This window comes from Persicitalea jodogahamensis, assembly GCF_014651615.1.
Taxonomy (GTDB): Bacteria; Bacteroidota; Bacteroidia; order Cytophagales; family Spirosomataceae; genus Persicitalea; species Persicitalea jodogahamensis.
Genome location: NZ_BMXF01000003.1, coordinates 290,468 through 311,879, shown reverse-complemented (window position 1 = coordinate 311,879; position 21,412 = coordinate 290,468). Strand labels below are relative to the sequence as shown.

The window sequence follows — 21,412 nt, the reverse complement described above, 5'->3', positions numbered from 1 at the left end:
AAAAGACCCCATTCCATGGTATATAAGCTATTCAGTTCAGCAACAAGAAATTGAGTAAATCTATGATCGTTCCCATATTGGTAACAAATTGAACTATATTTGTACAAATCCGCCCAAAGGTGAAAGTAATTGCCAAACGAACACTACGCGAATTCTGGGAAAAGCACAACGATTGCGAACAGCAGTTGAAATCCTGGTATCGGGAGACGGAAAAAACGGAATGGGCGAACCTCAACCAATTGAAATCCGAATACCCTAGTGCCAGCATTCTGAAAGACAACCGGATCGTTTTTAACATTAAAGGCAACCACTACCGACTGATCGTAAAATTCAGTTTTGAATACCAACTCTGTTGGATCAGGTTTATCGGCACCCACGCCGAATACGATAAAATTGACGCAAACACTATTTGATATGGAAATCAAACCCATAAGAAGCGAGGAGGACTTTCAGGCTGCACTCGAAAGATTGGAACTTATCTTCGACGCGAAACGAGGAACGCCGGAGGGGGATGAACTGGAAGTACTTTCGATTCTGATCGATAAGTACGAAAACGAGCATTTCCCCATTGGCATGCCAGACCCCATCGAGGCCATTAAGTTCAGAATGGAGCAGATGGATATGAAGCCAAAGGATTTGGCCGAAGTACTGGGATTCAAAAGCCGCGTCAGCGAAATCCTGAACAGAAAGCGAAAACTAAGCCTGGAAATGATCCGAAAGCTGAACGCCTCGCTTCATATTCCGACGGAAGTACTGGTGCAGGAATACTAGTTTGGCACTACTAACTGTAATTTAGAAATTCGCATCGAGGATGCAGCGTTTCACCCGATCGCTTTTGCGAGTCTTCGTGTTACAAACGTGAAGATATGACCGCGCCCGCTTACAAATCGGGGCGCACTTCGTTGTAGCGTCTGCGACGCGGCAGTCGGAAAGTTGCCAATGAGAAGAGCAGCCTTCCCTCATCAGGTTGAACAATCAACCACAGTCCGAGTTATTACTTTTTCAACAGTAGAGTAGTCTGTATATTCTATCACTGTCTGAGCTATGATGACATTATTTTCCTTTCTCTTTTTTATGTTTTCCACTTTTCTACAAGGCATATTTGCCGACAAAAAAGCATCCGATAACCGCACCGACCCTACCATGACTGGCACCCAGAACTTATACGATTTTAAAATGAAGGCCCTGATTGGCGATCAGACCATCGACCTCAGCCAATACAAGGGCAAGAAAGTGGTGCTGATCAATGTGGCCTCCAAATGTGGCTTCACGCCCCAGTATGCCGACTGGGAAGCCTTCCACAAAAAGTATGGCGGAGACATTATCGTGCTGGGCTTTCCGGCCAATAACTTTGGGGGTCAGGAGCCGGGTTCCGATGAAGAAATAGCCACGTTCTGCCAGAAAAACTACGGGGTTACCTTTCAGCTATTCGACAAGATCGATGTGGTGGGAAAAATGCAGCATCCGCTTTACAAGTGGCTGTCGACCAAATCACTGAATGGCTGGAATGACAAAGCACCTACGTGGAATTTCTGCAAATACGTCGTAGACGAGAAAGGACAGCTCACCCATTTTTTCGCATCCGCCGTTAAACCCACCGACCCAGAATTCAGGAAAGCGATTGGCATTTAATGACCTTCTATCCCGGCTTTGACAGCGTAGCTATAAACCTCTAAAAAAAGCTTTTCCCGCCCTAACGTGCGACACGATCTTTGCCCGGCCGGTTGAGGTAGCCGCTGTTGGAGATTTGCCTTGCATTTGTCTTTTTGCTGAATCCATGATCCCGTTGGTTACGTTTTAAAAGGACTAAATGGTAGAGCTGCTCACAGGTAGAATGCTCCATTTGTCCTTTTTCACTTGCTAATATCCGGTAGTTCGACGATCTAGCACTTCTATTCGTCCGTTCTCAGCAGCTCGTCACTATGTGGAAAAAGATTCTGATCTCCTTTTCGTCGGCTATCAACACCATTCGCTCCCGCTTTTTTCATACGGTACTTTCCGTGTTGGGTATCGTCATCGGCGTGGCCTCGCTGGTAGGCATTCTGTCGCTCATCGACGGAATGGAACAATATGCCAACGAGCAGATTTCCAAAACTACCTCGCTGAAAGCCATCGTCATTTACAACAAGCCGGATAAAGTAGTGAATGGCATTCGGGTTCGCAAAGACTCCTTTCCCCTGCTCAGCTACCAGCAAATCAACCGGCTTCACAGTAACTTATCGCTGCCCGTTGACGTATACATGCTCACCCGGCAGGGCCGGGAGGTGACCATGCAGGGCGATACGCAGCGGATCGGCACGATGATAAGCGGCGCACTTCCGCAGTTGGCTCCGAAAACCCAGTTCATCCGGGGAAAAAGCTTTACAAATAACGACCTGAATGAGCAGCGGCCAGTCGCTGTGGTGAACGAAACCTTTGTCCGCCGAATGCCCGGTAATACACAGGTTCCTGACCTCATCGGCAAAAAAGTGCAGGTTGGACAGCAAGTACTTACGATTGTCGGGATCACAAAGTCCGACACCGCCACCCCGGCCCAACTGTACTTTCCGATTTCGCTGCTCAGCGTGGACGATCTCCAAACCATGAGATTGGACTACGGCCTGGAAGCCGAAAATGTGGAGGATGTACCCGCCCTGAAAGCGCAGGTACTGGCCTGGATTGCCCGGAATGTTCCCAACGGCAAGGATGATTTCGAGGTATTTACCAACGAGTTTCGGGTGGAGCAAGCCGCTCAGGGTTTTCTGATCTTTCGTGTAATCATGGGATTTATCGTGGGTATTTCGGTGCTGGTAGGCGGGATCGGCGTCATGAATGTGCTGCTGATTTCGGTATCGGAACGCACCTCCGAAATCGGTGTTCGCAAAGCCGTTGGGGCCAAAAAGCAAGACATCGTATTGCAGTTTCTGTCTGAGTCGGTTACCATTTCCGTCTTTGGTAGTTTGCTGGGATTGCTCCTTGGCATCGGAGGTACTTTGATTATCGTTCCCATCGTAAAAGCCGTGGCCAAAGCTCCCTTTCAGGCAGCCTTTACCTTGAACACGATGCTGGTCATCTCGGTAGTAGCGGTGCTAATTGGCATCGTGTTCGGGACATACCCCGCTCTGCGGGCGGCCAGGCTGGATCCGGTGGAGGCCATTCGTCGCGAATAACTTTGAATTGGTTAATCAATTCAATTCTTCTTTCGGTTTACAACCTTTGAACGGAAAATTGGATCAGGAAAAAGAAAAACCAATTCCTATGAACCGATTCATCCAATTCGTATGCCTGGTATTTGCCTTTTCTTTCTGTAAAACACAAAACGATCCCCTGCCCGAAGTAGCCAATATCGTAGGCAAGTGGCTTTTGGTGGAATCGGCATATACCCGAAATGATTCGACCATTACAGAACAAGTACCGGGTAAAGATGCCCATACAATCGCCTTCCGATACGATGGTGTGCTACTGGATAGAGACGGCCAGCGGTCGTGCTGTGGTCCCTCTTCTTATTTCCTGAATGGTATTTTGTTTGAGGTAAAAACAAACGAAGTACTGCCCGGAAAGTGTGCAGCGGTTTCTTGTCTGGCTTGTCCTCGGTGGGAATTGGTCCAACAAGGAGACAGCCTCACGATAACAGCTTGCCAAGATGTGCGATTGAGGTATATCCGGCAATGAGTTTTTTCAAGTGTCGGGATCTGGTTGAAACAAGCGGCACAGATTTTTGATAGGTTGTTGCTTTTCCCATTACTAATCTGAAGAAAACTAACATGGCTAACGAACAATCAACCATTACCGCCGAAACCATCGTAGACGCTCCATTAGAAAAAGTGTGGAAAGCCTGGACGACGCCCGATGACATTACCCAATGGAATAACGCCAGCGACGAATGGTACACGCCCAGCGCCGATAATAATCTGACGGAAGGCGGAGAATTCATCTATCGTATGGAAGCACGGGACGGCAGTTTTGCCTTCGACTTCTCGGGTACTTACAAAAAAATAGTAGAGCATGAATTGCTCGAATACATCTTGGCTGACGACCGGAAGGTTTCGGTGGCGTTTGAAGAAAATGAAGGCAAAACCAAAGTGACGGAAACCTTCGAACCCGAAGAAGAAAATCCTGCGGAAGCCCAGAAGCAAGGCTGGCAGGCAATTCTGGATAATTTCAAAAAGTACGTGGAGGGCAAAGCCAGCTGATGATTTGGTTGGCGGACTCATATTTCCGCTGAGCGTATAGTGATAACCGTATATCAATTTCCGTGAAAACTACCTGCCGACAATCGGTAACTTGATCGTACATTTATACGAACAGTTACCATGAAAGCAATTGTATTTACAGAGTACGGTTCACCCGATGTGCTTCGCCATGAAGAGATCGACAAACCCTCGCCCGGCAACGGCGAGGTCCTGGTCAGGGTACTGGCGGCCTCAATCAATGCCGCCGACTGGCACCTGATTCGCGGCAAACCCTTAATCGCCCGCCTGTCACTCGGATTACTGAAACCAAAACACCAGGTACCCGGCCTCGACATGTCCGGACGGGTGGAGGCGGTAGGCCGAGACGTCAAGCAGTTTAAGGCAGGCGATGAAGTTTTCGCCGACTTATCGGCCAGTGGTTTCGGGGCCTTTGCCGAGTATGCCTGCGTTCCCGAGCACTTGCTGGCCCTCAAACCTGAAAACCTGACTTTTGAAGAGTCAGCTGCCCTACCCTGTGCGGCCATCACGGCTTTGCAGGCCCTTCGCGACGAAGGGCAGCTCAGCGCCGGGAAAAAGGTACTTATCAACGGTGCTTCGGGCGGAGTGGGTACTTTTGCCGTGCAAATTGCCAAAGCATTTGGAGCGGTAGTCACTGCCGTGGGTAGCACAGGCAAGCTGGATTTACTGCGCGCTCTGGGGGCCGATCACGTCATTGACTATACGAAGCAGAATTTCACTATCCTCGCAGCGCAGGAGAATGGGCCAAAGTACGACCTCATTTTGGCAGCGAATGGCTATCACCCAATCCTCGCGTACAAGCGATCTCTAAAACCCGGCGGGAGGTATGTCATGACGGGAGGCACCAGCGCTCAACTGTTTCAGGCTCTGTTCCTGGGACCGTTGTTATCACGAAAGGGAAAAAAACTGGGCGCGCTGCTGGCCAAACCCGGCCATCAGGATCTGTTTTTCCTGAAAAGTCTCATCGAGACTGGCAAAATAAAACCCGTTATAGAAAGAACGTACAAACTGGGTGAAGTGCCGGAGGCGATCAGGTACTTGGAAGAAGGGCACGCCCGGGGAAAACTGGTTATTACTGTCCAATAGCCTGATCTCCCAAAAAATGCGGCAATCATTTGGAAAAACGGTCGGAGCCTTTATCTTTGAAATTTGGGTCGATATTCCCCTTTCGACTACCGGCTTTTACTATCTCCCTCGCGTATGTCAGCCAACTGCCTCAACTGCGGTACCCATTTGCAGGATAGCTACAAGTACTGCCCCAGCTGCTCCCAAAAAAAAGACACGCACCGCATCCATTTCCACGACTTACTCCATGATGCGGTCCATTACGTGACGCACGCCGATAAGGGATTTTTGTACTTACTGAGGTCGCTGGCAACGAGCACAGGGGTAGTGGCAAGGGAGTACGTGGAGGGAAAGCGTAAAAAGTACTTTCCACCGCTTAACTTTTACCTGATCGTCGCCGGACTCTTCGTGCTGACCATGACTACCCTGGAAAAGCCCCCGACCGATGTCGAAAAGGAAAATCCGCGAATCAGTCAAATCACCGATCCAGTGGAAAAGCAACGGGTAATCCGCATTTACGAGCGAAAAGCCGTGGCGATGCATTTCACAGCCCAGTATTCCAATCTTCTGGCTTTCATTGCCATACCGATCATCGCGTTGATTTACTGGCTATTTTATATGAAAGCCAGTTACAACTACATCGAGCACCTGATTGCGGGCATGTACATGAACGGGTTCACCAACCTACTGTATATTCTGCTGTTTGTGCCCATCACCCGGCTGCTGGCGGGAGAGCAGAGTAGTCGGTTTCTGGGTGTCTATTTTCTGGGACAACTGGTCTACAGCGGTATATTTTATTACAAATTTATCAACCGAACGGGCAAGGCTGCGCTGGCTAAGGCTTTTGGTGCTACCCTGCTTACCCTTGTGGTGTGGGTTGCGGGCACTTCATTTGCGATCAGCCAATACATTTCCACTGGATTTTGGGGGTTGGTCAAGTAGGTACTTTCGCCCGGGCTGTGCGTTGGTCGGTTACTAACTACGCGGTCGGCTACCCCTATAAAGCAGCGCTATATCTGTTCCATCATTTCAGGTGTAGAAAAAGTAAGTGCCTGGTTAAGAACCCATTCAATTTGACTTTTGCAAAAAATTCAGCTATCTTTGAATTATACTATTTTAAACAGTACTCTATTGTAGCAGAATATTATTCAGAAGAAAAGCATTAAAATTGATCGACAAGCCTGATAAATTTATAATCAGCTGGCTTAACGCCTATTAAATGTATTTCGATAGGCTTATTTTTCAGAATAATAATTACAAATAAATAAAAACATTCTATATGACTAGTCAAGTATTAACTCCAAAAATTACAATTTCGGACAAGAAAGGAATTCGCATCGAAGATGTGCTGGCCCTTTACGAAGCTAATGGGTGGAGCGCCGCGCAAAAGCCGACCAAACTCTACAACGGACTTTTGAATTCCCATTCTCTATATACCGCCTGGGATGGCAATAAGCTGGTAGGTTTGGGAAACGCTATCTCGGACGGCCATCTGGTAGTGTATTATCCGCACTTCCTCGTGCATCCCGAATATCAGGGAATGGGCATAGGCAACCAACTGGTTGAGAAGATGCAGGAAAAGTACAAAGATTTCCACATGCAGGTACTTACTGCCGATGGTAATACCGTAGAATTCTACAAAAAAATAGGTTTCCAGCGCGCCGGCGACACCAAATCCATGTGGATTTATGATGGTGACGAACATTGATCCAGAGATTGAACTGAGCTTCGCGCCGATTCGGAATCAGAACGTTGCGTCCCTTTCAAAATATAAGTAGAAGTACATCGCGGAACCGAAATTAGTGGTAGTGGTCGAAACCAACCGCCAGCCATTTTTCGCATACTCGTTCAGTTTTTCCTGAATCTCCGTAGTTGACGAGTTGAGAAGGTGGTTGGGATCAAAGGTCAATTTGCTGTAGTAAATAAAACTTTCGAGCTTGTATTCTTTCATTTTGAGTTTGGTTCTTTGATAGGTAAGTGATTTTTTGCATGTTCATGCTAGCAATTATAGGGTTTTCTTATCACCCTCACAATAAAAACCTGACGTTATCATGAATCTGCTGGTAACTCTCCGCGAGCGCAACAAATTACTATGCTACGTTGGGATGGCGCTGCTGATCGGGGCGCTGCTCCTGCTGATTCCGATGGCTGCCGATGACACCCAAATCCTGGGCATTAATCGCTGGATCAAGCCTTTTAAATTTCTTGTTTCGTCAGGCATCTACCTTCTGACTTTCGCCTGGCTGTGTGGTGATTTGCCGCAAAGCCGGTTCATTCGTCTTTTTGCGAGCCAGATCACCCTGGCGGTGGTTATCGAAAACGTAGCCATTACGGTGCAAGCCGCACGTGGTGTCAAGTCCCATTTCAATATGGAGTCCGCGAGCGGAGGGATCGTTTTTGCCCTCATGGGCTTTTTTATTGTTTACAGTACAATCTGGGTGATGGTTTTTACCTATCGCTATATCAGAGCCAATCTCAGCAAACTTCCCGGGCCTTACGTGCTGGGTGCACGCCTGGGGCTACTGTTATTTTTAGTTGGTAGTTTTCTGGGGGGCTACATGTCAGCGCAGCGGGGCCACACCGTGGGTGGGCCGGATGGCGGGCCGGGGCTGCCGCTGCTCAATTGGAGCACGGGCTTCGGCGATTTGCGCGTGGCGCACTCTTTTGGATTACACGGTTTGCAAGTGCTCATGTTGCTGGGGGTATACGTAGCTTCCCTTTCTCTGAAAGCGAGTCAGAAATCGGCCTTGGTCTGGATTGCTTTTGCCGGCATCCTTATTTTTATCAGCTGGACTTACTGGCAGGCAACCCAGGGGGTTCCGTTGGTAGCTGCCTGATAATGTCCAACCAGTAGTCATACTACCCAATGAAAAAAAACAAAAGCGAAGCCTCCAGTCTGGTTAAGTACCTACCGCTTTTTGTTTCTGCTCTCATTTTGGGCGGTGGCTTGCTGGCCTATTTCCTGTCTTCTGAATTTCAGTCGTTTTGCCAGCAGGCCTGGCGCGTCCTCACCAGCGGACAGGAATCCCGAATCGCCCAATGGGTGGCGCAGTTTGGCTTTTGGGGACCGTTGCTATTGCTCATTTTGTTTTTAGTCCAGATGCTGGCCTTTGTTATTCCCTCTTGGCTGTTGATATTGGTATGCACCCTTGCCTACGGTCCCTGGTGGGGCAGTGGCTTGTCTCTGCTGGGTATCTTGCTGGCCTCCGCAACGGCCTACGTTCTTGGAAAGTCGCTGAGCGAAGATACCCTGCTCGCCTTATTGGGAGGAAAAGCGGAGAAAAAGATGAAATCCTACCTTGAAAACTACGGTTTTGGCACTGTCATGGTGTTCCGGATAGCGCCCTTTCTTTCCAACGACACGATTAGCTTTGTAGCAGGCCTCACCCGTATGGGCTTCTGGAAATTCATGGCCGCTACGGCGCTGGGCATCTCCCCGCTCATCGGCCTACTGGCCTACCTGGAAGGCAACTCCGAACGCCTGCAGCGAGGGCTCATCTGGACGAGCGTAGTTTGCCTGGTTGGCTTTGGAATCTACGTTTGGTGGGATAGAAAAAAAGGGGCGTGGGAAGCTTCCTGAAGACAAAATAGCCCCAGGTCATTGACCTGAGGCTATTCCTTTATCCATAAAACCAAAACTACATTATAGTCTTTAAGAGACGCTATGCTCTCTGAGCAGCCCATCCGGCTTCGCCGAGTTGCAGGATGCGTATGACCTGCTCCTGGGCATCGTTGAACGACGCTTCATCGCACGGGGTACATTCAAGTGCTGAAAGAAGCTTGTCATCGTAGGTCGTGCGTTCTACCGAAGGGTTGAATTCATACAGGCAGACGATCTTAACCCGCTCGCCTTCGCGTTTAAAATATTGTCCGCCACCTTTGCTTTTAAAAAATGCTGGGTTCGTATTCATGATAATTCGATTTAAGATTAAGTGGTTGATTAGCCAGCCATTTTGGACCATCTTGGTTCCAGCGGAATGACAGCCGCTTCGTGAGGGCTCTTTGGCCCGTCGCCCCCGAACTCCTCGCGAAGATAAGCTGGCAACGATTCCCTAAACTCGGCGTAACGCTCTGCTCCAATTGCTTTGGCCACATAGGCCTCGTGAATGGAATTGATATAGCGTACTGTCTCGAACAGACAATGGTGAAAAAGACGGAAATCGATGTCAGCTTCGATAAAACGCTCTACCTCGCGGTGGGTCGAAGAAATTTTCAACCGGGCAAACAGATCCAGGAAGCTCGTCGGACTTACCCGCTTCGTCACCTGTGTCCATTCTTTCGCACCGAATCGTGTCGAAATTTTTCCCGTCTTGGTTCGTACCGCCTTCTCAGGATCAGCCTGCAGGCGACGTCTTGCGTTCTGCATTTGGCGGGTGCGTGTGGTACGTAGAAATTGTCCCACCTGCGCCTGCCATTCGTGCGGCGTATCGGTCAAATGCAGTGAAGGCGTGGCATGCCCGGAAGGCAAACCCATCAGCGTGAACTTACCGGGGTAACCCATCGCTCCAAAAGCGAGAGGAGCCGGATACCAGTTGGCAGCAACCAGCCTGCCCACGCGCGCGCGCGCAACCCACTCGTTACTTGCAGTCCCGCCCTGTACGGTCAGAAAAGCCTTTGTGGCAAAAAATATGCTGTAATACGCCTGCGGGAAGGTCCAATAAAGTGCATTCCGGTGAAAAGTCTCATCGCCGTTCTCAGCAGTCTTGCGCAGGGCATACTCCGTATTCCAGGCCTGAACCAGAAGCTTCTTGGCAGCCTCCTCCTGCTTCTCGGTGATTCTGGTCTCGAATTCGCGGAAGTGCCATACCTGATCCAGACTTTTTGTGTGCCGCAAATGCTGGATGTGGCGATGCAAGCCGAAGAAATGATTCAGGAAGACCTGAGCGGGAATTGACCGCCGCCATTCTTCCTGCTCCTTATATGATTTTTCCAAGTTTTGTTCCATAGCTAAATTGGGCTTTTGACCTGTTACTAATAAACGCTATCCGGTCCTGAATGGTTCTCCAAATATAATATAATTATATGCTATATCCAAGCATTGTATCAGGCGGCCTGCTGGTACTTATTAGGCATCTCCACCCCCAGGTAACGGTAGGTCTTTTCGGTCACTTCACGGCCTCGCGAAGTGCGTTTAAGATACCCTTCCTGGATCAGGAATGGCTCGTACAATTCCTCGATGGTTTCGGCTTCGTCAGCCACTGCGGTAGCGATGGTTGACAACCCCACCGGACCACCCGAAAACTTCTCCACAATCGCCGCCAGAATACGGTTGTCCATCTCATCCAGACCATTCTCTCCAACTTCCAGAGCCCTTAGCGTGCGTTGTACCACATCAGTGGTGATGGAACCCGCAGCGAGTACCTGAGCGAAGTCGCGGGCACGTCGCAGCAGATTGTTGGCAATGCGTGGCGTTCCCCGGCTTCGGGTACCTAGTTCGAGGGCACCGTCTTCGCTGATCGGACAACCCAGCAATTCCGCCGAGCGCTGAATGATCGTAGATAACAGGCTCGGCTGGTAATACTCAAGCCGGCATGAAATACCGAATCGAGCGCGTAAAGGCGTAGTTAGCATCCCCGCACGCGTAGTGGCCCCGACGAGTGTAAAGGGACTAAGACCGATCTGCACCGAACGGGCATTAGGACCACTGTCCAACATTATATCGATCTTGTAATCCTCCATCGCAGAATACAAGTATTCCTCCACAACAGGGTTAAGACGGTGGATTTCGTCGATAAAGAGCACATCACCAGGTTGAAGATTGGTGAGGAGCCCCGCCAATTCATTGGGCTTGTCAAGTACCGGGCCGCTGGTAGTTTTGAGGTGCGCCCCCAACTCGTTAGCCAGGATACAGGCGAGGGTAGTTTTCCCCAAACCGGGTGGCCCATGCAACAACACATGGTCAAGCGGTTCCTGCCTTTCAAGGGCTGCCTGGACAAAAATCCGGAGGTTGTCCAATACCTTCTCCTGTCCCGAAAAATCATTGAAGCTCAAAGGCCGCAAGGCGCGTTCAAGCTCCACCTCCTGCACCGAATCGGGCAGCGTTTGTCTGACGATATTCATACTTGATTTCTAGTTTCATGTTCAATACAAATATACTGAACTTTTATCAATTATAATATAGTTGTATTATATATTTCTATCTTTGTAAAAAATGAAAAACAGGACAATATCATGAACGGTAAGCAAGGAATTATTTTGTACTTAAAACAGCAGACTGCCAGGCACGGCTCCCTTAGCAGCCAGTGTTATCAGTTGGCCCATTCCGGCGGACTCACCGCTCAGGAAATGCGCGATGCGATTAGGGCCGGCCTGGATTTGTACGACGAGCGGATAAGAAAATACGAAGGAAGACAGGCAGCCTGATTAAAATCCGGGTAAATGCACGAGCATATAAACAGGCACAAGCAATATCCTCTCATGCACTAAATCACCCATCAAAATTCAACGCGGTTGGACATTTTTGACAAGCAAAAGAGGCGGCAGATCATGCAGGCGATTCGGTCGAAGGACACGAAACCCGAGTGGACCGTGCGCAGGTGTTTACACCGACATGGTTTCCGGTATCGACTGCATGACCGTAAGTTGCCCGGCCGACCGGATATAGTGCTCAAGAAGTATGGATTGGTGGTATTTGTGCATGGGTGCTTCTGGCATGGGCATGATACCTGCAGGATCAGCAAACTACCCAAATCCAACCGCGCGTTTTGGCTGGAAAAAATCACCGCTAACCAAAAGCGTGACAGTCGAAATGTGTTTCTACTAGAAAAGCTGGGCTGGAAAGTTTGGAAAATCTATGAGTGTGAACTACGCACCGCTGCCGACCGCGCCCAGTCCCTTGGGCGTCTGCTGTGCTTTCTGCATCAACGCCACAAAGCGGAGTACGGCACGGCAGCAGAGGCGCCTGAGCGCTACGAAGCAGTAGCGGAGGAGCTTCCAAACTATGGCAAATCATAAGGCCAACAATATTCCCCACTGGTGCCCCCTCCTCTCATTCCACTCACATTCAGTAACTTCGTAATTCTCTTTCTGACGGCACTTCCCAAGCGTTAGTTTTCATGGATACAGATGATTGGGTATATTTACCTACCTCATAATCAATCCTATCCTCTCATGAAGAAGCTCATCCAACCCGCCAGCCTCCTACTTTATTTCCTCTCCATTCTAGTTTTTTTCGTCGCTGGACTGACCTACGCCGGACTAACGGAAGCGGGCAAAGGGCAAGGACTTGCCGGAGGAGCAATTGTTCTTAGTTACGGGGTAGTAGCCGCCCTTCTTGCGTTGGTCATTGCTCTGTTTGTCGCCTGTTACGCATCGCACGCTGCTATTGTAAAAATCAATCGTGTGTTTTCCCTATTGGCAGCTATTGCCATTTTGTATTTTGTGTACCGTTATTACAATCGGGAAGGTGCTGTGCAAGCTGATGCTCTCCTGCTTCCGCCCACCGGTGCTACTGAATCTGTAACCAAATTAACTACCAATGAAGCCGTTGATTTAGCAGGGAGAAACGATGAGACGCCCATGGGTCTGGGTTTTTTCGCCCCCCATTTTTACGAAAATCCCGTGCTGTATTTTTATGGCAATCCCAATCTTGATGAACCAGTAACAGGACATCCGCCCACAGACAGCATCGTTTTCAAACGATTGACGCGGGGCGGATTCGACATCGCCTATGCGCCCCCCTGGTTGGTGCCCGATTATCTCAAACTGGACTACGACATGCTGTATTTTCGGATGCAATCTGTGGGACGCGATTTTGTGGAAGTGACCGTCAACACCAGGAACCAGCAAATTGCTTATGTCAGACGGGAAGCGGGCAAGATCCTGTATTGGCCTGAATTTTTACTCAATGTGAATTCGGTGGAGTACCTGAGCGGTATGGATCAGGGCATTTGCGTAAAGCCATTAGTCCAGGCGGGCAAGGTAAATGCAAGTTACGTTTTCATGCGGCCCACGCTCATCAGAGATGACTGGATGAATGTTCATCTGCTGGACGAAGATTTTAAAAAGGTTGGGCAAGGCTGGATTAGGTGGCGAGCCGATGGACGGCTGCTGATTTCCTACTCTCTGCTAAGTTAATTTGCGGATACTGAGGCCTGTAAAAGGCAACGTAAACATTATACTCCTACCAGACTGTTTTCAAACCGTCTTTCTTGTAGGCATCATACCTCAAATCAGGAGATAAGATAGGTACGCCAAGTACAAGTGCCTGAGCGGCAATAATCCGGGTGGGGCGTTCGTCAGCATTCAGGCGGGTGCTGATGAAATCTTCGGGTTTTCTTTCCCAGCTAATGTCCACGAACGAAGGAGCTTTCAGAAAGATGTACTTGTGGTAGACTTCAGTCGTCGTTATCACGCTTTCCAGATCGAAACGGTCGAGAACTTTATCGAAAAAGCCATTTTCCTTATTGATGAGATACTGACCCGCGCGCATTTTATCGGCCCACTCGCGCAGGCTTTCCAGACTGACCAGACATTCGACACCTTCTTCATTCAACACAAGCCGTGCGTTGTGCGAAAGTCGGTCGGGACAGCGAAACAGGTAGTCCAGGGCAGGGGTGTCCAGCATGACCCGCGAGGGTAGTTTTCTCAGATCGGTAAGAAACTGGGAATTGTGGCTCAATTCTGAGGCATGGATATTCCATACATCGGGGCTCACGGCCACGACGGTGGCTTTCACCCATTTGTCCCAGCTGGCCTGGGTGGCCTTTTTCTTTTTCGGGGGTTTGGAAACCTCGGCTGGTATGGCTGGTTCGGCTGAGGAAGGAGCCTTACGCTTACGCGGCGACTTGGTCACCACTTCCTTTACCACCAAAGGTGTGGTCACATCTTTTTTAGTGGCATCCTCTTCCACTTTACGTTTACGTGAAACCTTTTCGGTAGTTTCCACTTTCGGAGGAGCCACTTCCAAAGTACTTTCTGCCTCAGTATCGACTTGCTCCTTTTTAGCCTTGCGCTTGCGTGTCGATTTGGTTGGCAACTTCTCCGTCTCGGGTGACACAAAGACTATTTCCTGTTCCGCAATAACCGCCTTGCGTTTGCGGGAGGGCTTGGCTGGCGCCTCTTCTTTATTCTCAAGTAGCGGCTCGGGTACTTCCGTCTCGAAAACAAGCTTCTTTTCTTTACGTTTACGCGGCTTCCTGACTGTTGTTTCCATTCGTTGGGTTTAGGTATCCGAGAAACCACCGCTCCGGCAATTTCTCCTTAAAATCGTTGGGCCAGGGATTCACCGCCGCCTGGCTGCGGGATTGGTGGATGGCTTCCAACTTGCTTGCCCGCCATTCCAGATAGTCCGTCATTACTTCCAGCAGGTCGTGGGCATACTTGCCCTGAGCCCGGCGGAAGGCGTACATCAGGTCGCGCATACTTTCGCACAAGTAGGTTTCATAAAGCCATTCTGCGGTCTGGCGAAGCCGCCAGGTGCCAAAGTTGGCTTCAGTATTTCTGGGTAGCCGGTCGAAGTATACCAGCACGGTTAGCCCGATCAGGCGGCAAATCAAATCTTTGCCGTGCTTTTCACCGAGTTGATTGAGTTTGGGAGACGATAGCGCCTTCTGCAGGTCCAACCCCAGCTCCGTGCTGCGGTACATATCCAACAGGCAGGGGTTTACGCCCGTTGCCAGTTCATCCCAACTCATTTTTTGTACTGTTCTGAACAATTCCCACTCGGGCGACACTTCGGGTCGGGTCCAGTCCGAGTACTCTTTCACATTTTCCATATACAACAAATATTTATTGAGAGTATATTTTACAAATAAGTTATTGGAAACCGGGAACTAATTGATATTTTTGTGAACCGCAGCAAATATAGCAAAATTATATTAGACATGAAAGACACACCACTTGACATTCACGAATGCATTGAATTTCTACTACAGGATAAGGGAATGACCGTTTATGGACTTAGCAAAGAGCTGGGATTTGACAAGCCCGCCAAGCTTTACACCATCCTGAACCGCCGTACCAAACCTAGCTATGATACGCTGGTAAGTATTACAAACCGTTTCGAAAACCTCAACGGCGACTGGCTGCTACGCGGTAAGGGTGAACCTTTTATCAATTCAAGTACCAGTGTTTCGAAAGACCAGCCTGACTTTCTCAGTGAGCGTAACAGGAATCTGGAAAAGCAGCTTGCTGACCGCAACGAAACCATCGAACTTCTGAAACAGCAAATTATGATTCTGCGGGAAGTAATCAATCATTCCCATCGTAACGGTGCCATCCGAAAAGGCGAACTGTTATCCTGATAGGTGATGCGGTTAAACCCACGCCCGTGCGGCTCGCTCGTCATTGGAGTTATTGACCCAAAACGAGCGAGCCGCTGGTACTTCAGCCGGACCGAACCGCAGGGCTAGATTAAAAGGGCAAGTCGTTGAGTCTGGGGTACAAATCCGAAGCCGCGTCTTCTTCTGTCTGGAACATTTCAGGCAGAGGCTCCTGACAAAGTGAGCTGAGTGCCGCCATATTATAGAGCGTCTCTACTTCAAGCGTATGGTAGGGCGTCACGATTTTCGTTTTGCGCTCTCCCATCTCCACTTCTTTGATGCTCTTCCGTTCCACCATGTGAAAGGAATGCTGCCCTCTCAGGGCTATGAATCCATTGTTTATCATGATCTTGGTTAGTTTGGAAAGAAAATGCGAACGCTGACAATTCGATAATCTGAATCAAAAGTCAGTGTTCACTAATCAAGCAGCCTGCTGCAAAGAGTAGTCATCCAGCGGGTCGATGGCCAGATAATAGCCCTGCGACACCAATTTATGCTGAGCACCAACGGTCAGCGTCTCATTACGGTACACGCGGTGATTCTTGACAAACTCCCGCATTTCGGCAATCCGCTCGTTCTTGGCGGGTTCGTATGAAAAGCGGGCGATGAACCATGACTTATTTGGATCGCTCTTACTCTGCACACGCTCGGGTTTGATCGTCAGCACCACATCGCAAAGTGACTTGCGCTCATACAGGATAGGCTCCAGCAATCGGTAAAGCTCATTGACCGAGGTGTTGTTGAACATGATGGACGACACGCAGTTATCTTCGTCCACGAAGAAAAGCTCGGCCCACAACTCGCGCAGCGACCGACCAAAAAGTCCGTCTTCAAATATGCGATAGGCAATTGGCTGAAACGAGAAAGTCGAAACTAGTCGGCCCGAAGCGTCCGTCAACACACGGTCACCATAGAGGTTAAACTGGCCATTCTGACCATTGAAGCGATATTCCCGCGGGCGCCCCTCGAAGTAGAGGTACTTCTGTTCGCTGGCCGCAACCAGAGCGCTATCGGTTTGTTGCATTACGCTCAGACTTGCGGGAGCGGCGTTTATATTTTGGTTTTCTTTATTGGTCGTTTCCATGTGTCATAAGTTTGTTATAATTCATAACACAAATATAAGACATAGATATGATATATTTATATCATAATGCAATTTTTTTTGCACTTTTTGTAAAACAAAATCAGTACGGGGGTGAGGAGCGGTGTTTTGCTATCTTTGTGCAATCAGAACGAATGCTAGAATTCGGCCTGTTGATGGGCAAACACTAAGGTTTACCGCTGCAACTAAAATATGCTGACAGACTTCGGAATAATTTTACTCTTCATTATTGCGGGCTTCGCACTGCTGGGCGTTGTGCTGGGGGTGGGGCGCCTGCTGAGGCCCGACAATCCAAATCCTGAGAAGAACTCTACTTACGAGTCGGGTGAAGATCCGGTGGGTAATGCCAATGTCCAGTTCAATGTGCGATTTTACGTCGTGGCCCTCATTTTCGTGCTGTTCGAAGTGGAACTGGTATTTTTGTTTCCTTGGGCGGTGGTCTTTGGCCGTGAAGACCTGATCGCGCAGACGGAAGGTCGCTGGGGTTGGTTTGCGCTTGCCGAAATGACTGTTTTCGTGGGCATTCTGGCTTTGGGCCTTGCCTATGCCTGGGCCAAAGGTTATCTGGATTGGGTGAAGCCTAAGCCGCATGTCAGCCAATTCGATTCGCCCGTGCCATCGGAGTTATATGAGCAGCTGAATGAGCGGTATGCCGGGAAAGCGGGCAAAGGAATGGAGGAAAAATCCAATCAACTACCGTAGGCGTTTGTCCGGGAAAGGCGGAACAAAACACTATCCTCAATCTTTCCAGCCTACCGGGACGTAACTGTGAGCATGTTCAAAATACATTTCTTACTATTGGTGGTAGTTTGTCCTTTTGCGGCAATGAGTCAGCGGATTGATCACACCGCTGTACAGAGATCACTGCAAGAAAAAGGCTTCTTCCGCTTTCACTACGACAATGACTTCTTCTCCCGCAACCGCACGGACTACTATTACACGCAAGGGTATAGTTTCGAGGTTGCTCATCCGGTTTTCAAGCGCAATCCTTTATCCAGGATACTTCTTCGCTACCAAGACACGCCCAGGGCTTATGGTCTGGCCTTAGAGCATTTTGGATTTACGCCTACCAGCATAAAGAGCAATGAAATACTGGCTGGCGACCGGCCTTTCGCGGGCGTCATCATGCTCAAATCTTATTCGATTTCCGTTGATACGGCTAGGCAACAAAGACTCAGCTCGGTAATGAGTCTGGGCATGGTTGGTCCGGCGGCTTTTGCCGGACAGATGCAGACGGCCATTCACCGCTGGTCGGGCGACCCGGAGCCGCATGGCTGGCAATACCAGATTCGGAATGACGTGGTCGTCAATTACGAACTAAACCACGAAAAACAATTGCTGGCTGTCACGGACTTTCTCTCGGTCAATACCAATGCACAAGTCCGGTTGGGAACACTTTCGGATAAAGTCCAGGCGGGTCTGACGCTTTCGCTGGGGTACTTTGACTCCACTTTCGAACTCCCCAACAAACCCAGAAAGAAGGATTTACAGATTTATGTGTATAGCCAACCGCTGGGTAGTTTGGTCGCCTATGATGCTACGCTGCAAGGTGGATTGTTTAATCGCAGCAGTCCTTACACCTTGACAGCTGGCGAAATCAACCGCTTTACTTTTCAGCACAATTACGGCGTGGTGCTGAAAGTCAGGAAACTTTACGCCGAGTATTACCGCACCTACCTGAGCCGGGAATTCAAGTCCGGACGTACGCACGTGTGGGGCGGAGCAAAGTTGGGTATTGCGTTTTAAGCCCCCTTTTCAAAATCCAGAATATCTCCCGGCTTGCAATCCAGCACTTGGCAGATGGCTTCCAGGGTACTGAAACGGATGGCCTTGGCTTTGCCCGTTTTAAGGATGGAGAGGTTAGCCATGGTCAGACCCACTTTTTCGGCTAGTTCGGTGAGAGACATCTTGCGTCGCGCCATCATCACGTCAAGGTTTACGATTATCGGCATGGATCAGACAGTCAGAGCGTTTTCCTGTTGTAATTCTACACCCCGGCGATAGACCTGGGCTACGGCAAGTAAAACCAAACCGAAAACCCAGGGCCCGTTTAGCGATAAACTATACGACAGTCCAGAATAAAACCCGGGTGACATTGCTTCGATATACGGTTTTGATTGCGACCATATCACATAGTCATAAACTTCTGAAAACAATGAGGAAGCAATAATCAGCAACCCCATTTGGCTGATGCGTCGGGCATTTTCAGCGAGAAACGGCAAGTCTGCACGAGTATGGTGAAAAATTTGCCGCAAAAGCCAGAAGAACCATACAGAGCCAATCAAAGCAATAAGGATAAAAAAAGTATAGGACAGCCCCAGTGTTGAGTGGATGGGTACTTGCAGCTCGCCTTTGCGCTCGCCGGGATTGAGCGAAACCAGGAACTCCTCTGGCAGCGTAAGGGTAACATCGCCACGCTTTTCCCAGTCTACCGGAATCGAGACACGATTGGGGAATTGTTCACCAAAAGTGAGTTGAGGTGGTTGCAGATTCAACAATCTTAAAACACTGATAAAAATAAATATTGCGGCTGCCAGCATCGTGAAGTAATAAACCAGATTCACGGCGAGACCTGCCGTAGTAAATACCCAGGTGGGCGATTGATTGGTCATGAATAGTCGTTTTTTAATGAAGTATAACATAAAGATAGCAGAAATATGTTGTTTATCAATAATTAATAATGGTTTATCAATAAATCGCACTCGCCTATCAGAGTCAAAAACGGTAGGGTACTTTGCAAATCCTGTTTTTAACAAGGTTTTCTCCCTATTAGCCGATATATTTAGCCCAACAACTAAAAAATCCCCAATTCACATGAAAAAGCAGTACAGTCTACTATTACTTTTCCTCGTCACCTTATTTTCTTTTGCTCAGGCACAAAATGACGTCATCGACAAGATCGTCAAAGAAGAAGAAACCAACTCCCAGCTTAAAGTCATTGCTCATGAACTGATGGATGGCATCGGCCCGCGCCTGGTAGGTAGCCCCGGTATGAAGAAAGCCCACGATTGGGCGGTAAAAAAATATGAATCATGGGGCATTCAGGCCCGCAATGAAAAGTGGGGCGAGTGGCGCGGCTGGGAGCGCGGCATCACTCACATCGACTTGGTGAGTCCCTGGGTCAAGACATTGTCGGGCACTCAGTTGGCGTGGAGTCCGCCCACCCCGAAGGGCGGCGTGAAGGCGGAGGTCATTATCCTCCCCGAGTTCGCCGATTCGCTGGCTTTCCTGAAATGGCTACCTAACGCCAAGGGCAAGCTGGTGATGATTTCGATGCTGCAGCCCACCGGACGTCCCGACTATAACTGGAAAGAGTTCGCAACTGAGGAGTCTTTCGATAAAATGAAAAAGGAGCGAGACGAAATGACTACGGCCTGGAATGAGCGACTACGCAAGTCAGGCCTGGGTCGCCGCGAACTACCCGCCGCCCTCGAAGAAGCCGGGGCCGTGGGCATCATTTCATCGTACTGGTCGCAGGGCTTCGGAGCCAATAAGATCTTCGGCGCTTACACCAAAAAAGTACCGACCATCGACCTGAGTGTGGAAGATTACGGTCTGGTTTACCGACTCGTTGAAAGCGGTGATAAGCCGATGATTAACCTGGTGGCGGAGTCGAAGGAAACGGGTGTGGTGCCGACCTTTAACACCATTGCCGAAATCAAAGGCACCGAAAAGCCTGACGAGTACGTGATGCTTTCGGCCCACTTCGATTCCTGGGACGGAGGCACGGGTGCGACCGATAACGGTACGGGTACCATTACAATGATGGAAACCATGCGGGTTTTGAAAAAGATTTATCCTAACCCTAAGCGCACAATCCTGGTGGGCCACTGGGGCAGCGAGGAACAGGGACTGAACGGCTCGCGGGCCTTCGTCGAAGACCATCCCGATATGATGCCGAAAATTCAGGCGCTTTTCAACCAGGATAACGGTACGGGCCGCGTAGCCAATATTTCGGGCCAGGGTTTCGTGGATGCTTACGACTACCTGGGCCGCTGGCTCCGCGAAGTACCTCGTGACATTAAGAAAGACATCAAGTATGATTTTCCCGGCAATCCCGGCGGGGGCGGTTCGGACTATGCCTCTTTTCTGGCGGCTGGCGTTCCCGCATTTTCACTTAGTTCGCTGAGCTGGTCATACGGCAACTACACCTGGCACACCAATCTGGACACTTACGATAAGATTGTTTTCGATGATGTGGAGGACAATGTGATCCTGGCCGCGATTCTGGTATACATGGCGAGTGAGGACGATAAAAGTACCAGCAAGGAAAGGCGTGTGCCCATTAGCCGGAACGGCGAGCCGACATCCTGGCCGGAGCAAAGGTCACCGACGCGGAAGGGGGGCGTTGAATGAGTTGAGTTTGGGTGGCATTGTTCTTTTAGCGGAAACAGACGCACGCAATGTGTTGTTAGCTCTTTTAAGGCTACCATTACTATTACATTCAACTATCCACTAAAAAGATGATCATTCAAATAAACACTGATAACCACATTACAGTCCACGAAGCGTTTGAAGCGGAACTTGATGCGCTGATTAATGATAAGCTGAGCCGATTCAGCAAGCAACTCACCCGCGTGGAAGTTCACCTTTCGGATGAAAACGGCGATAAAGAAGGCAGTCAGGATAAGCGCTGCCTGATGGAAGCCCGCATGGAAGGCATGGCACCCATCGTAGTCACCGAAAAGCAGGACACCATTATGCAAGCCATCAACGTGGCCCTGGATACTTTGAAGGCAACGCTTACTTCCGCCAAAGAGAAGGCGAGAAATTATTGATCTTCAGTTTTCCTA

Annotated in this window: 29 protein-coding genes; 19 read left to right on the top strand and 10 right to left on the bottom strand. The window is 49.4% G+C overall.

Annotated elements, in window-relative coordinates; genetic code table 11:
• Positions 1–119: 119 nt before the first annotated feature.
• From IE117_RS16760 to IE117_RS16720, 9 genes are all read left to right on the top strand, one after another.
• Positions 120–413, top strand: coding sequence for a type II toxin-antitoxin system HigB family toxin (locus tag IE117_RS16760; protein WP_189565631.1), 294 nt, complete (start codon positions 120–122; stop codon positions 411–413).
• Between the two features lies 1 nt (position 414).
• Entirely contained in the window at positions 415–771 is a 357-nt protein-coding gene (locus tag IE117_RS16755; protein ID WP_189565630.1) for a helix-turn-helix domain-containing protein, read from the top strand.
• A gap of 303 nt (positions 772–1,074) precedes the next feature.
• On the top strand, positions 1,075–1,632 hold the full coding sequence (locus IE117_RS16750; RefSeq protein ID WP_189565629.1) for a glutathione peroxidase: 558 nt from the start codon (positions 1,075–1,077) through the stop codon (positions 1,630–1,632).
• 290 nt (positions 1,633–1,922) lie between these two features.
• Positions 1,923–3,149: an ABC transporter permease gene (locus tag IE117_RS16745; RefSeq protein ID WP_189565628.1), complete on the top strand. Its 1,227-nt coding sequence runs from the start codon at positions 1,923–1,925 to the stop codon at positions 3,147–3,149.
• Between the two features lie 88 nt (positions 3,150–3,237).
• The gene (locus IE117_RS16740; protein WP_189565627.1) at positions 3,238–3,651 is read left to right on the top strand and encodes a hypothetical protein; all 414 of its coding nucleotides are present in this window, start codon (positions 3,238–3,240) and stop codon (positions 3,649–3,651) included.
• Between the two features lie 92 nt (positions 3,652–3,743).
• The gene (locus IE117_RS16735) at positions 3,744–4,172 is read left to right on the top strand and encodes an SRPBCC domain-containing protein (RefSeq protein ID WP_189565626.1); all 429 of its coding nucleotides are present in this window, start codon (positions 3,744–3,746) and stop codon (positions 4,170–4,172) included.
• A 120-nt stretch (positions 4,173–4,292) separates the two neighbouring features.
• The gene (locus IE117_RS16730) at positions 4,293–5,276 is read left to right on the top strand and encodes an NAD(P)-dependent alcohol dehydrogenase (protein WP_189565625.1); all 984 of its coding nucleotides are present in this window, start codon (positions 4,293–4,295) and stop codon (positions 5,274–5,276) included.
• Between the two features lie 114 nt (positions 5,277–5,390).
• Complete coding sequence (locus IE117_RS16725; RefSeq protein ID WP_189565624.1) at positions 5,391–6,197, top strand: DUF3667 domain-containing protein; 807 nt, start codon at positions 5,391–5,393, stop codon at positions 6,195–6,197.
• A 337-nt stretch (positions 6,198–6,534) separates the two neighbouring features.
• Positions 6,535–6,963, top strand: a complete 429-nt coding sequence (locus IE117_RS16720) for a GNAT family N-acetyltransferase (protein ID WP_189565623.1) — start codon at positions 6,535–6,537, stop codon at positions 6,961–6,963.
• Positions 6,964–6,999: 36 nt separating this feature from the next.
• Here the strand turns inward: IE117_RS16720 and IE117_RS16715 are convergent, their stop codons facing one another.
• Positions 7,000–7,206, bottom strand: a complete 207-nt coding sequence (locus IE117_RS16715; protein WP_189565622.1) for a DUF4177 domain-containing protein — start codon at positions 7,204–7,206, stop codon at positions 7,000–7,002.
• Between the two features lie 100 nt (positions 7,207–7,306).
• Between IE117_RS16715 and IE117_RS16710 the strand changes: the two genes are divergently transcribed.
• The gene (locus IE117_RS16710) at positions 7,307–8,092 is read left to right on the top strand and encodes a hypothetical protein (protein ID WP_189565621.1); all 786 of its coding nucleotides are present in this window, start codon (positions 7,307–7,309) and stop codon (positions 8,090–8,092) included.
• 29 nt (positions 8,093–8,121) lie between these two features.
• Complete coding sequence (locus IE117_RS16705; RefSeq protein ID WP_189565620.1) at positions 8,122–8,835, top strand: TVP38/TMEM64 family protein; 714 nt, start codon at positions 8,122–8,124, stop codon at positions 8,833–8,835.
• A gap of 82 nt (positions 8,836–8,917) precedes the next feature.
• Here the strand turns inward: IE117_RS16705 and IE117_RS16700 are convergent, their stop codons facing one another.
• The 3 genes from IE117_RS16700 to ruvB all read right to left on the bottom strand — a co-directional run bounded on the left by IE117_RS16700 (position 8,918) and on the right by ruvB (position 11,315).
• Positions 8,918–9,166 carry a hypothetical protein gene (locus IE117_RS16700; RefSeq protein ID WP_189565619.1) on the bottom strand — a complete coding sequence of 83 codons (249 nt, stop codon included), beginning with the start codon at positions 9,164–9,166 and terminating at the stop codon, positions 8,918–8,920.
• Positions 9,167–9,195: 29 nt separating this feature from the next.
• Positions 9,196–10,200 carry a hypothetical protein gene (locus IE117_RS16695; protein WP_189565618.1) on the bottom strand — a complete coding sequence of 335 codons (1,005 nt, stop codon included), beginning with the start codon at positions 10,198–10,200 and terminating at the stop codon, positions 9,196–9,198.
• A gap of 98 nt (positions 10,201–10,298) precedes the next feature.
• Complete coding sequence (gene ruvB / locus IE117_RS16690) at positions 10,299–11,315, bottom strand: Holliday junction branch migration DNA helicase RuvB (RefSeq protein WP_189565617.1); 1,017 nt, start codon at positions 11,313–11,315, stop codon at positions 10,299–10,301.
• Between the two features lie 111 nt (positions 11,316–11,426).
• On the opposite strand from ruvB, the gene IE117_RS16685 reads away from it, so the two are divergent.
• The 3 genes from IE117_RS16685 to IE117_RS16675 all read left to right on the top strand — a co-directional run bounded on the left by IE117_RS16685 (position 11,427) and on the right by IE117_RS16675 (position 13,331).
• Positions 11,427–11,618, top strand: a complete 192-nt coding sequence (locus IE117_RS16685) for a hypothetical protein (protein ID WP_189565616.1) — start codon at positions 11,427–11,429, stop codon at positions 11,616–11,618.
• 87 nt (positions 11,619–11,705) lie between these two features.
• Positions 11,706–12,209 (top strand): very short patch repair endonuclease, encoded by a 504-nt coding sequence (locus IE117_RS16680; protein WP_229581042.1) that lies wholly within the window; start codon positions 11,706–11,708, stop codon positions 12,207–12,209.
• Positions 12,210–12,365: 156 nt separating this feature from the next.
• Complete coding sequence (locus IE117_RS16675; RefSeq protein WP_189565615.1) at positions 12,366–13,331, top strand: hypothetical protein; 966 nt, start codon at positions 12,366–12,368, stop codon at positions 13,329–13,331.
• A gap of 46 nt (positions 13,332–13,377) precedes the next feature.
• Here the strand turns inward: IE117_RS16675 and IE117_RS16670 are convergent, their stop codons facing one another.
• Both IE117_RS16670 and IE117_RS16665 read right to left on the bottom strand, forming a co-directional pair.
• On the bottom strand, positions 13,378–14,409 hold the full coding sequence (locus tag IE117_RS16670) for a type II toxin-antitoxin system VapC family toxin (protein WP_189565614.1): 1,032 nt from the start codon (positions 14,407–14,409) through the stop codon (positions 13,378–13,380).
• Complete coding sequence (locus IE117_RS16665) at positions 14,381–14,971, bottom strand: hypothetical protein (protein ID WP_189565613.1); 591 nt, start codon at positions 14,969–14,971, stop codon at positions 14,381–14,383. Before IE117_RS16665 ends, IE117_RS16670 begins: the two co-directional genes overlap by 29 nt.
• Before the next feature lie 108 nt (positions 14,972–15,079).
• Between IE117_RS16665 and IE117_RS16660 the strand changes: the two genes are divergently transcribed.
• Entirely contained in the window at positions 15,080–15,499 is a 420-nt protein-coding gene (locus IE117_RS16660; RefSeq protein ID WP_189565612.1) for a hypothetical protein, read from the top strand.
• Between the two features lie 109 nt (positions 15,500–15,608).
• Here the strand turns inward: IE117_RS16660 and IE117_RS16655 are convergent, their stop codons facing one another.
• Both IE117_RS16655 and IE117_RS16650 read right to left on the bottom strand, forming a co-directional pair.
• On the bottom strand, positions 15,609–15,863 hold the full coding sequence (locus IE117_RS16655; RefSeq protein ID WP_189565611.1) for a hypothetical protein: 255 nt from the start codon (positions 15,861–15,863) through the stop codon (positions 15,609–15,611).
• A gap of 75 nt (positions 15,864–15,938) precedes the next feature.
• On the bottom strand, positions 15,939–16,601 hold the full coding sequence (locus tag IE117_RS16650) for a hypothetical protein (RefSeq protein ID WP_189565610.1): 663 nt from the start codon (positions 16,599–16,601) through the stop codon (positions 15,939–15,941).
• 210 nt (positions 16,602–16,811) lie between these two features.
• Here IE117_RS16650 and IE117_RS16645 point away from each other — a divergent pair, with 210 nt between their 5' ends.
• The gene (locus tag IE117_RS16645) at positions 16,812–17,321 is read left to right on the top strand and encodes an NADH-quinone oxidoreductase subunit A (protein ID WP_189565609.1); all 510 of its coding nucleotides are present in this window, start codon (positions 16,812–16,814) and stop codon (positions 17,319–17,321) included.
• 72 nt (positions 17,322–17,393) lie between these two features.
• A complete protein-coding gene (locus IE117_RS16640; RefSeq protein WP_189565608.1) occupies positions 17,394–18,365 on the top strand; it encodes a lipid A deacylase LpxR family protein in 972 nt (323 codons plus the stop codon).
• Here the strand turns inward: IE117_RS16640 and IE117_RS16635 are convergent.
• Complete coding sequence (locus IE117_RS16635; RefSeq protein WP_189565607.1) at positions 18,362–18,571, bottom strand: helix-turn-helix domain-containing protein; 210 nt, start codon at positions 18,569–18,571, stop codon at positions 18,362–18,364. The two genes, IE117_RS16640 and IE117_RS16635, sit on opposite strands and share 4 nt — an antisense overlap.
• A 3-nt stretch (positions 18,572–18,574) precedes the next feature.
• Positions 18,575–19,375 carry a DUF2975 domain-containing protein gene (locus IE117_RS16630; RefSeq protein ID WP_189565606.1) on the bottom strand — a complete coding sequence of 267 codons (801 nt, stop codon included), beginning with the start codon at positions 19,373–19,375 and terminating at the stop codon, positions 18,575–18,577.
• Positions 19,376–19,433: 58 nt separating this feature from the next.
• Between IE117_RS16630 and IE117_RS16625 the strand changes: the two genes are divergently transcribed.
• Together IE117_RS16625 and IE117_RS16620 are read left to right on the top strand one after the other, a co-directional pair.
• On the top strand, positions 19,434–20,975 hold the full coding sequence (locus tag IE117_RS16625) for a M20/M25/M40 family metallo-hydrolase (RefSeq protein WP_189565605.1): 1,542 nt from the start codon (positions 19,434–19,436) through the stop codon (positions 20,973–20,975).
• Between the two features lie 107 nt (positions 20,976–21,082).
• Positions 21,083–21,397 (top strand): HPF/RaiA family ribosome-associated protein, encoded by a 315-nt coding sequence (locus tag IE117_RS16620; RefSeq protein WP_189565604.1) that lies wholly within the window; start codon positions 21,083–21,085, stop codon positions 21,395–21,397.
• The last annotated feature ends 15 nt before the right edge of the window (positions 21,398–21,412 follow it).

Excerpts from the sequence above, each read along its gene's own strand:
- IE117_RS16755 (WP_189565630.1), top strand. The coding sequence starts at position 415 with ATGGAAATCAAACCCATAAGAAGCGAGGAGGACTTTCAGGCTGCACTC.
- IE117_RS16750 (WP_189565629.1), top strand. The coding sequence starts at position 1,075 with ATGTTTTCCACTTTTCTACAAGGCATATTTGCCGACAAAAAAGCATCC.
- IE117_RS16745 (WP_189565628.1), top strand. The coding sequence starts at position 1,923 with ATGTGGAAAAAGATTCTGATCTCCTTTTCGTCGGCTATCAACACCATT.
- IE117_RS16740 (WP_189565627.1), top strand. The coding sequence starts at position 3,238 with ATGAACCGATTCATCCAATTCGTATGCCTGGTATTTGCCTTTTCTTTC.
- IE117_RS16735 (WP_189565626.1), top strand. The coding sequence starts at position 3,744 with ATGGCTAACGAACAATCAACCATTACCGCCGAAACCATCGTAGACGCT.
- IE117_RS16730 (WP_189565625.1), top strand. The coding sequence starts at position 4,293 with ATGAAAGCAATTGTATTTACAGAGTACGGTTCACCCGATGTGCTTCGC.
- IE117_RS16725 (WP_189565624.1), top strand. The coding sequence starts at position 5,391 with ATGTCAGCCAACTGCCTCAACTGCGGTACCCATTTGCAGGATAGCTAC.
- IE117_RS16720 (WP_189565623.1), top strand. The coding sequence starts at position 6,535 with ATGACTAGTCAAGTATTAACTCCAAAAATTACAATTTCGGACAAGAAA.
- IE117_RS16715 (WP_189565622.1), bottom strand. The coding sequence starts at position 7,206 with ATGAAAGAATACAAGCTCGAAAGTTTTATTTACTACAGCAAATTGACC.
- IE117_RS16710 (WP_189565621.1), top strand. The coding sequence starts at position 7,307 with ATGAATCTGCTGGTAACTCTCCGCGAGCGCAACAAATTACTATGCTAC.
- IE117_RS16705 (WP_189565620.1), top strand. The coding sequence starts at position 8,122 with ATGAAAAAAAACAAAAGCGAAGCCTCCAGTCTGGTTAAGTACCTACCG.
- IE117_RS16700 (WP_189565619.1), bottom strand. The coding sequence starts at position 9,166 with ATGAATACGAACCCAGCATTTTTTAAAAGCAAAGGTGGCGGACAATAT.
- IE117_RS16695 (WP_189565618.1), bottom strand. The coding sequence starts at position 10,200 with ATGGAACAAAACTTGGAAAAATCATATAAGGAGCAGGAAGAATGGCGG.
- ruvB (WP_189565617.1), bottom strand. The coding sequence starts at position 11,315 with ATGAATATCGTCAGACAAACGCTGCCCGATTCGGTGCAGGAGGTGGAG.
- IE117_RS16685 (WP_189565616.1), top strand. The coding sequence starts at position 11,427 with ATGAACGGTAAGCAAGGAATTATTTTGTACTTAAAACAGCAGACTGCC.
- IE117_RS16675 (WP_189565615.1), top strand. The coding sequence starts at position 12,366 with ATGAAGAAGCTCATCCAACCCGCCAGCCTCCTACTTTATTTCCTCTCC.
- IE117_RS16670 (WP_189565614.1), bottom strand. The coding sequence starts at position 14,409 with ATGGAAACAACAGTCAGGAAGCCGCGTAAACGTAAAGAAAAGAAGCTT.
- IE117_RS16665 (WP_189565613.1), bottom strand. The coding sequence starts at position 14,971 with ATGGAAAATGTGAAAGAGTACTCGGACTGGACCCGACCCGAAGTGTCG.
- IE117_RS16660 (WP_189565612.1), top strand. The coding sequence starts at position 15,080 with ATGAAAGACACACCACTTGACATTCACGAATGCATTGAATTTCTACTA.
- IE117_RS16655 (WP_189565611.1), bottom strand. The coding sequence starts at position 15,863 with ATGATAAACAATGGATTCATAGCCCTGAGAGGGCAGCATTCCTTTCAC.
- IE117_RS16650 (WP_189565610.1), bottom strand. The coding sequence starts at position 16,601 with ATGGAAACGACCAATAAAGAAAACCAAAATATAAACGCCGCTCCCGCA.
- IE117_RS16645 (WP_189565609.1), top strand. The coding sequence starts at position 16,812 with ATGCTGACAGACTTCGGAATAATTTTACTCTTCATTATTGCGGGCTTC.
- IE117_RS16640 (WP_189565608.1), top strand. The coding sequence starts at position 17,394 with ATGTTCAAAATACATTTCTTACTATTGGTGGTAGTTTGTCCTTTTGCG.
- IE117_RS16635 (WP_189565607.1), bottom strand. The coding sequence starts at position 18,571 with ATGCCGATAATCGTAAACCTTGACGTGATGATGGCGCGACGCAAGATG.
- IE117_RS16625 (WP_189565605.1), top strand. The coding sequence starts at position 19,434 with ATGAAAAAGCAGTACAGTCTACTATTACTTTTCCTCGTCACCTTATTT.
- IE117_RS16620 (WP_189565604.1), top strand. The coding sequence starts at position 21,083 with ATGATCATTCAAATAAACACTGATAACCACATTACAGTCCACGAAGCG.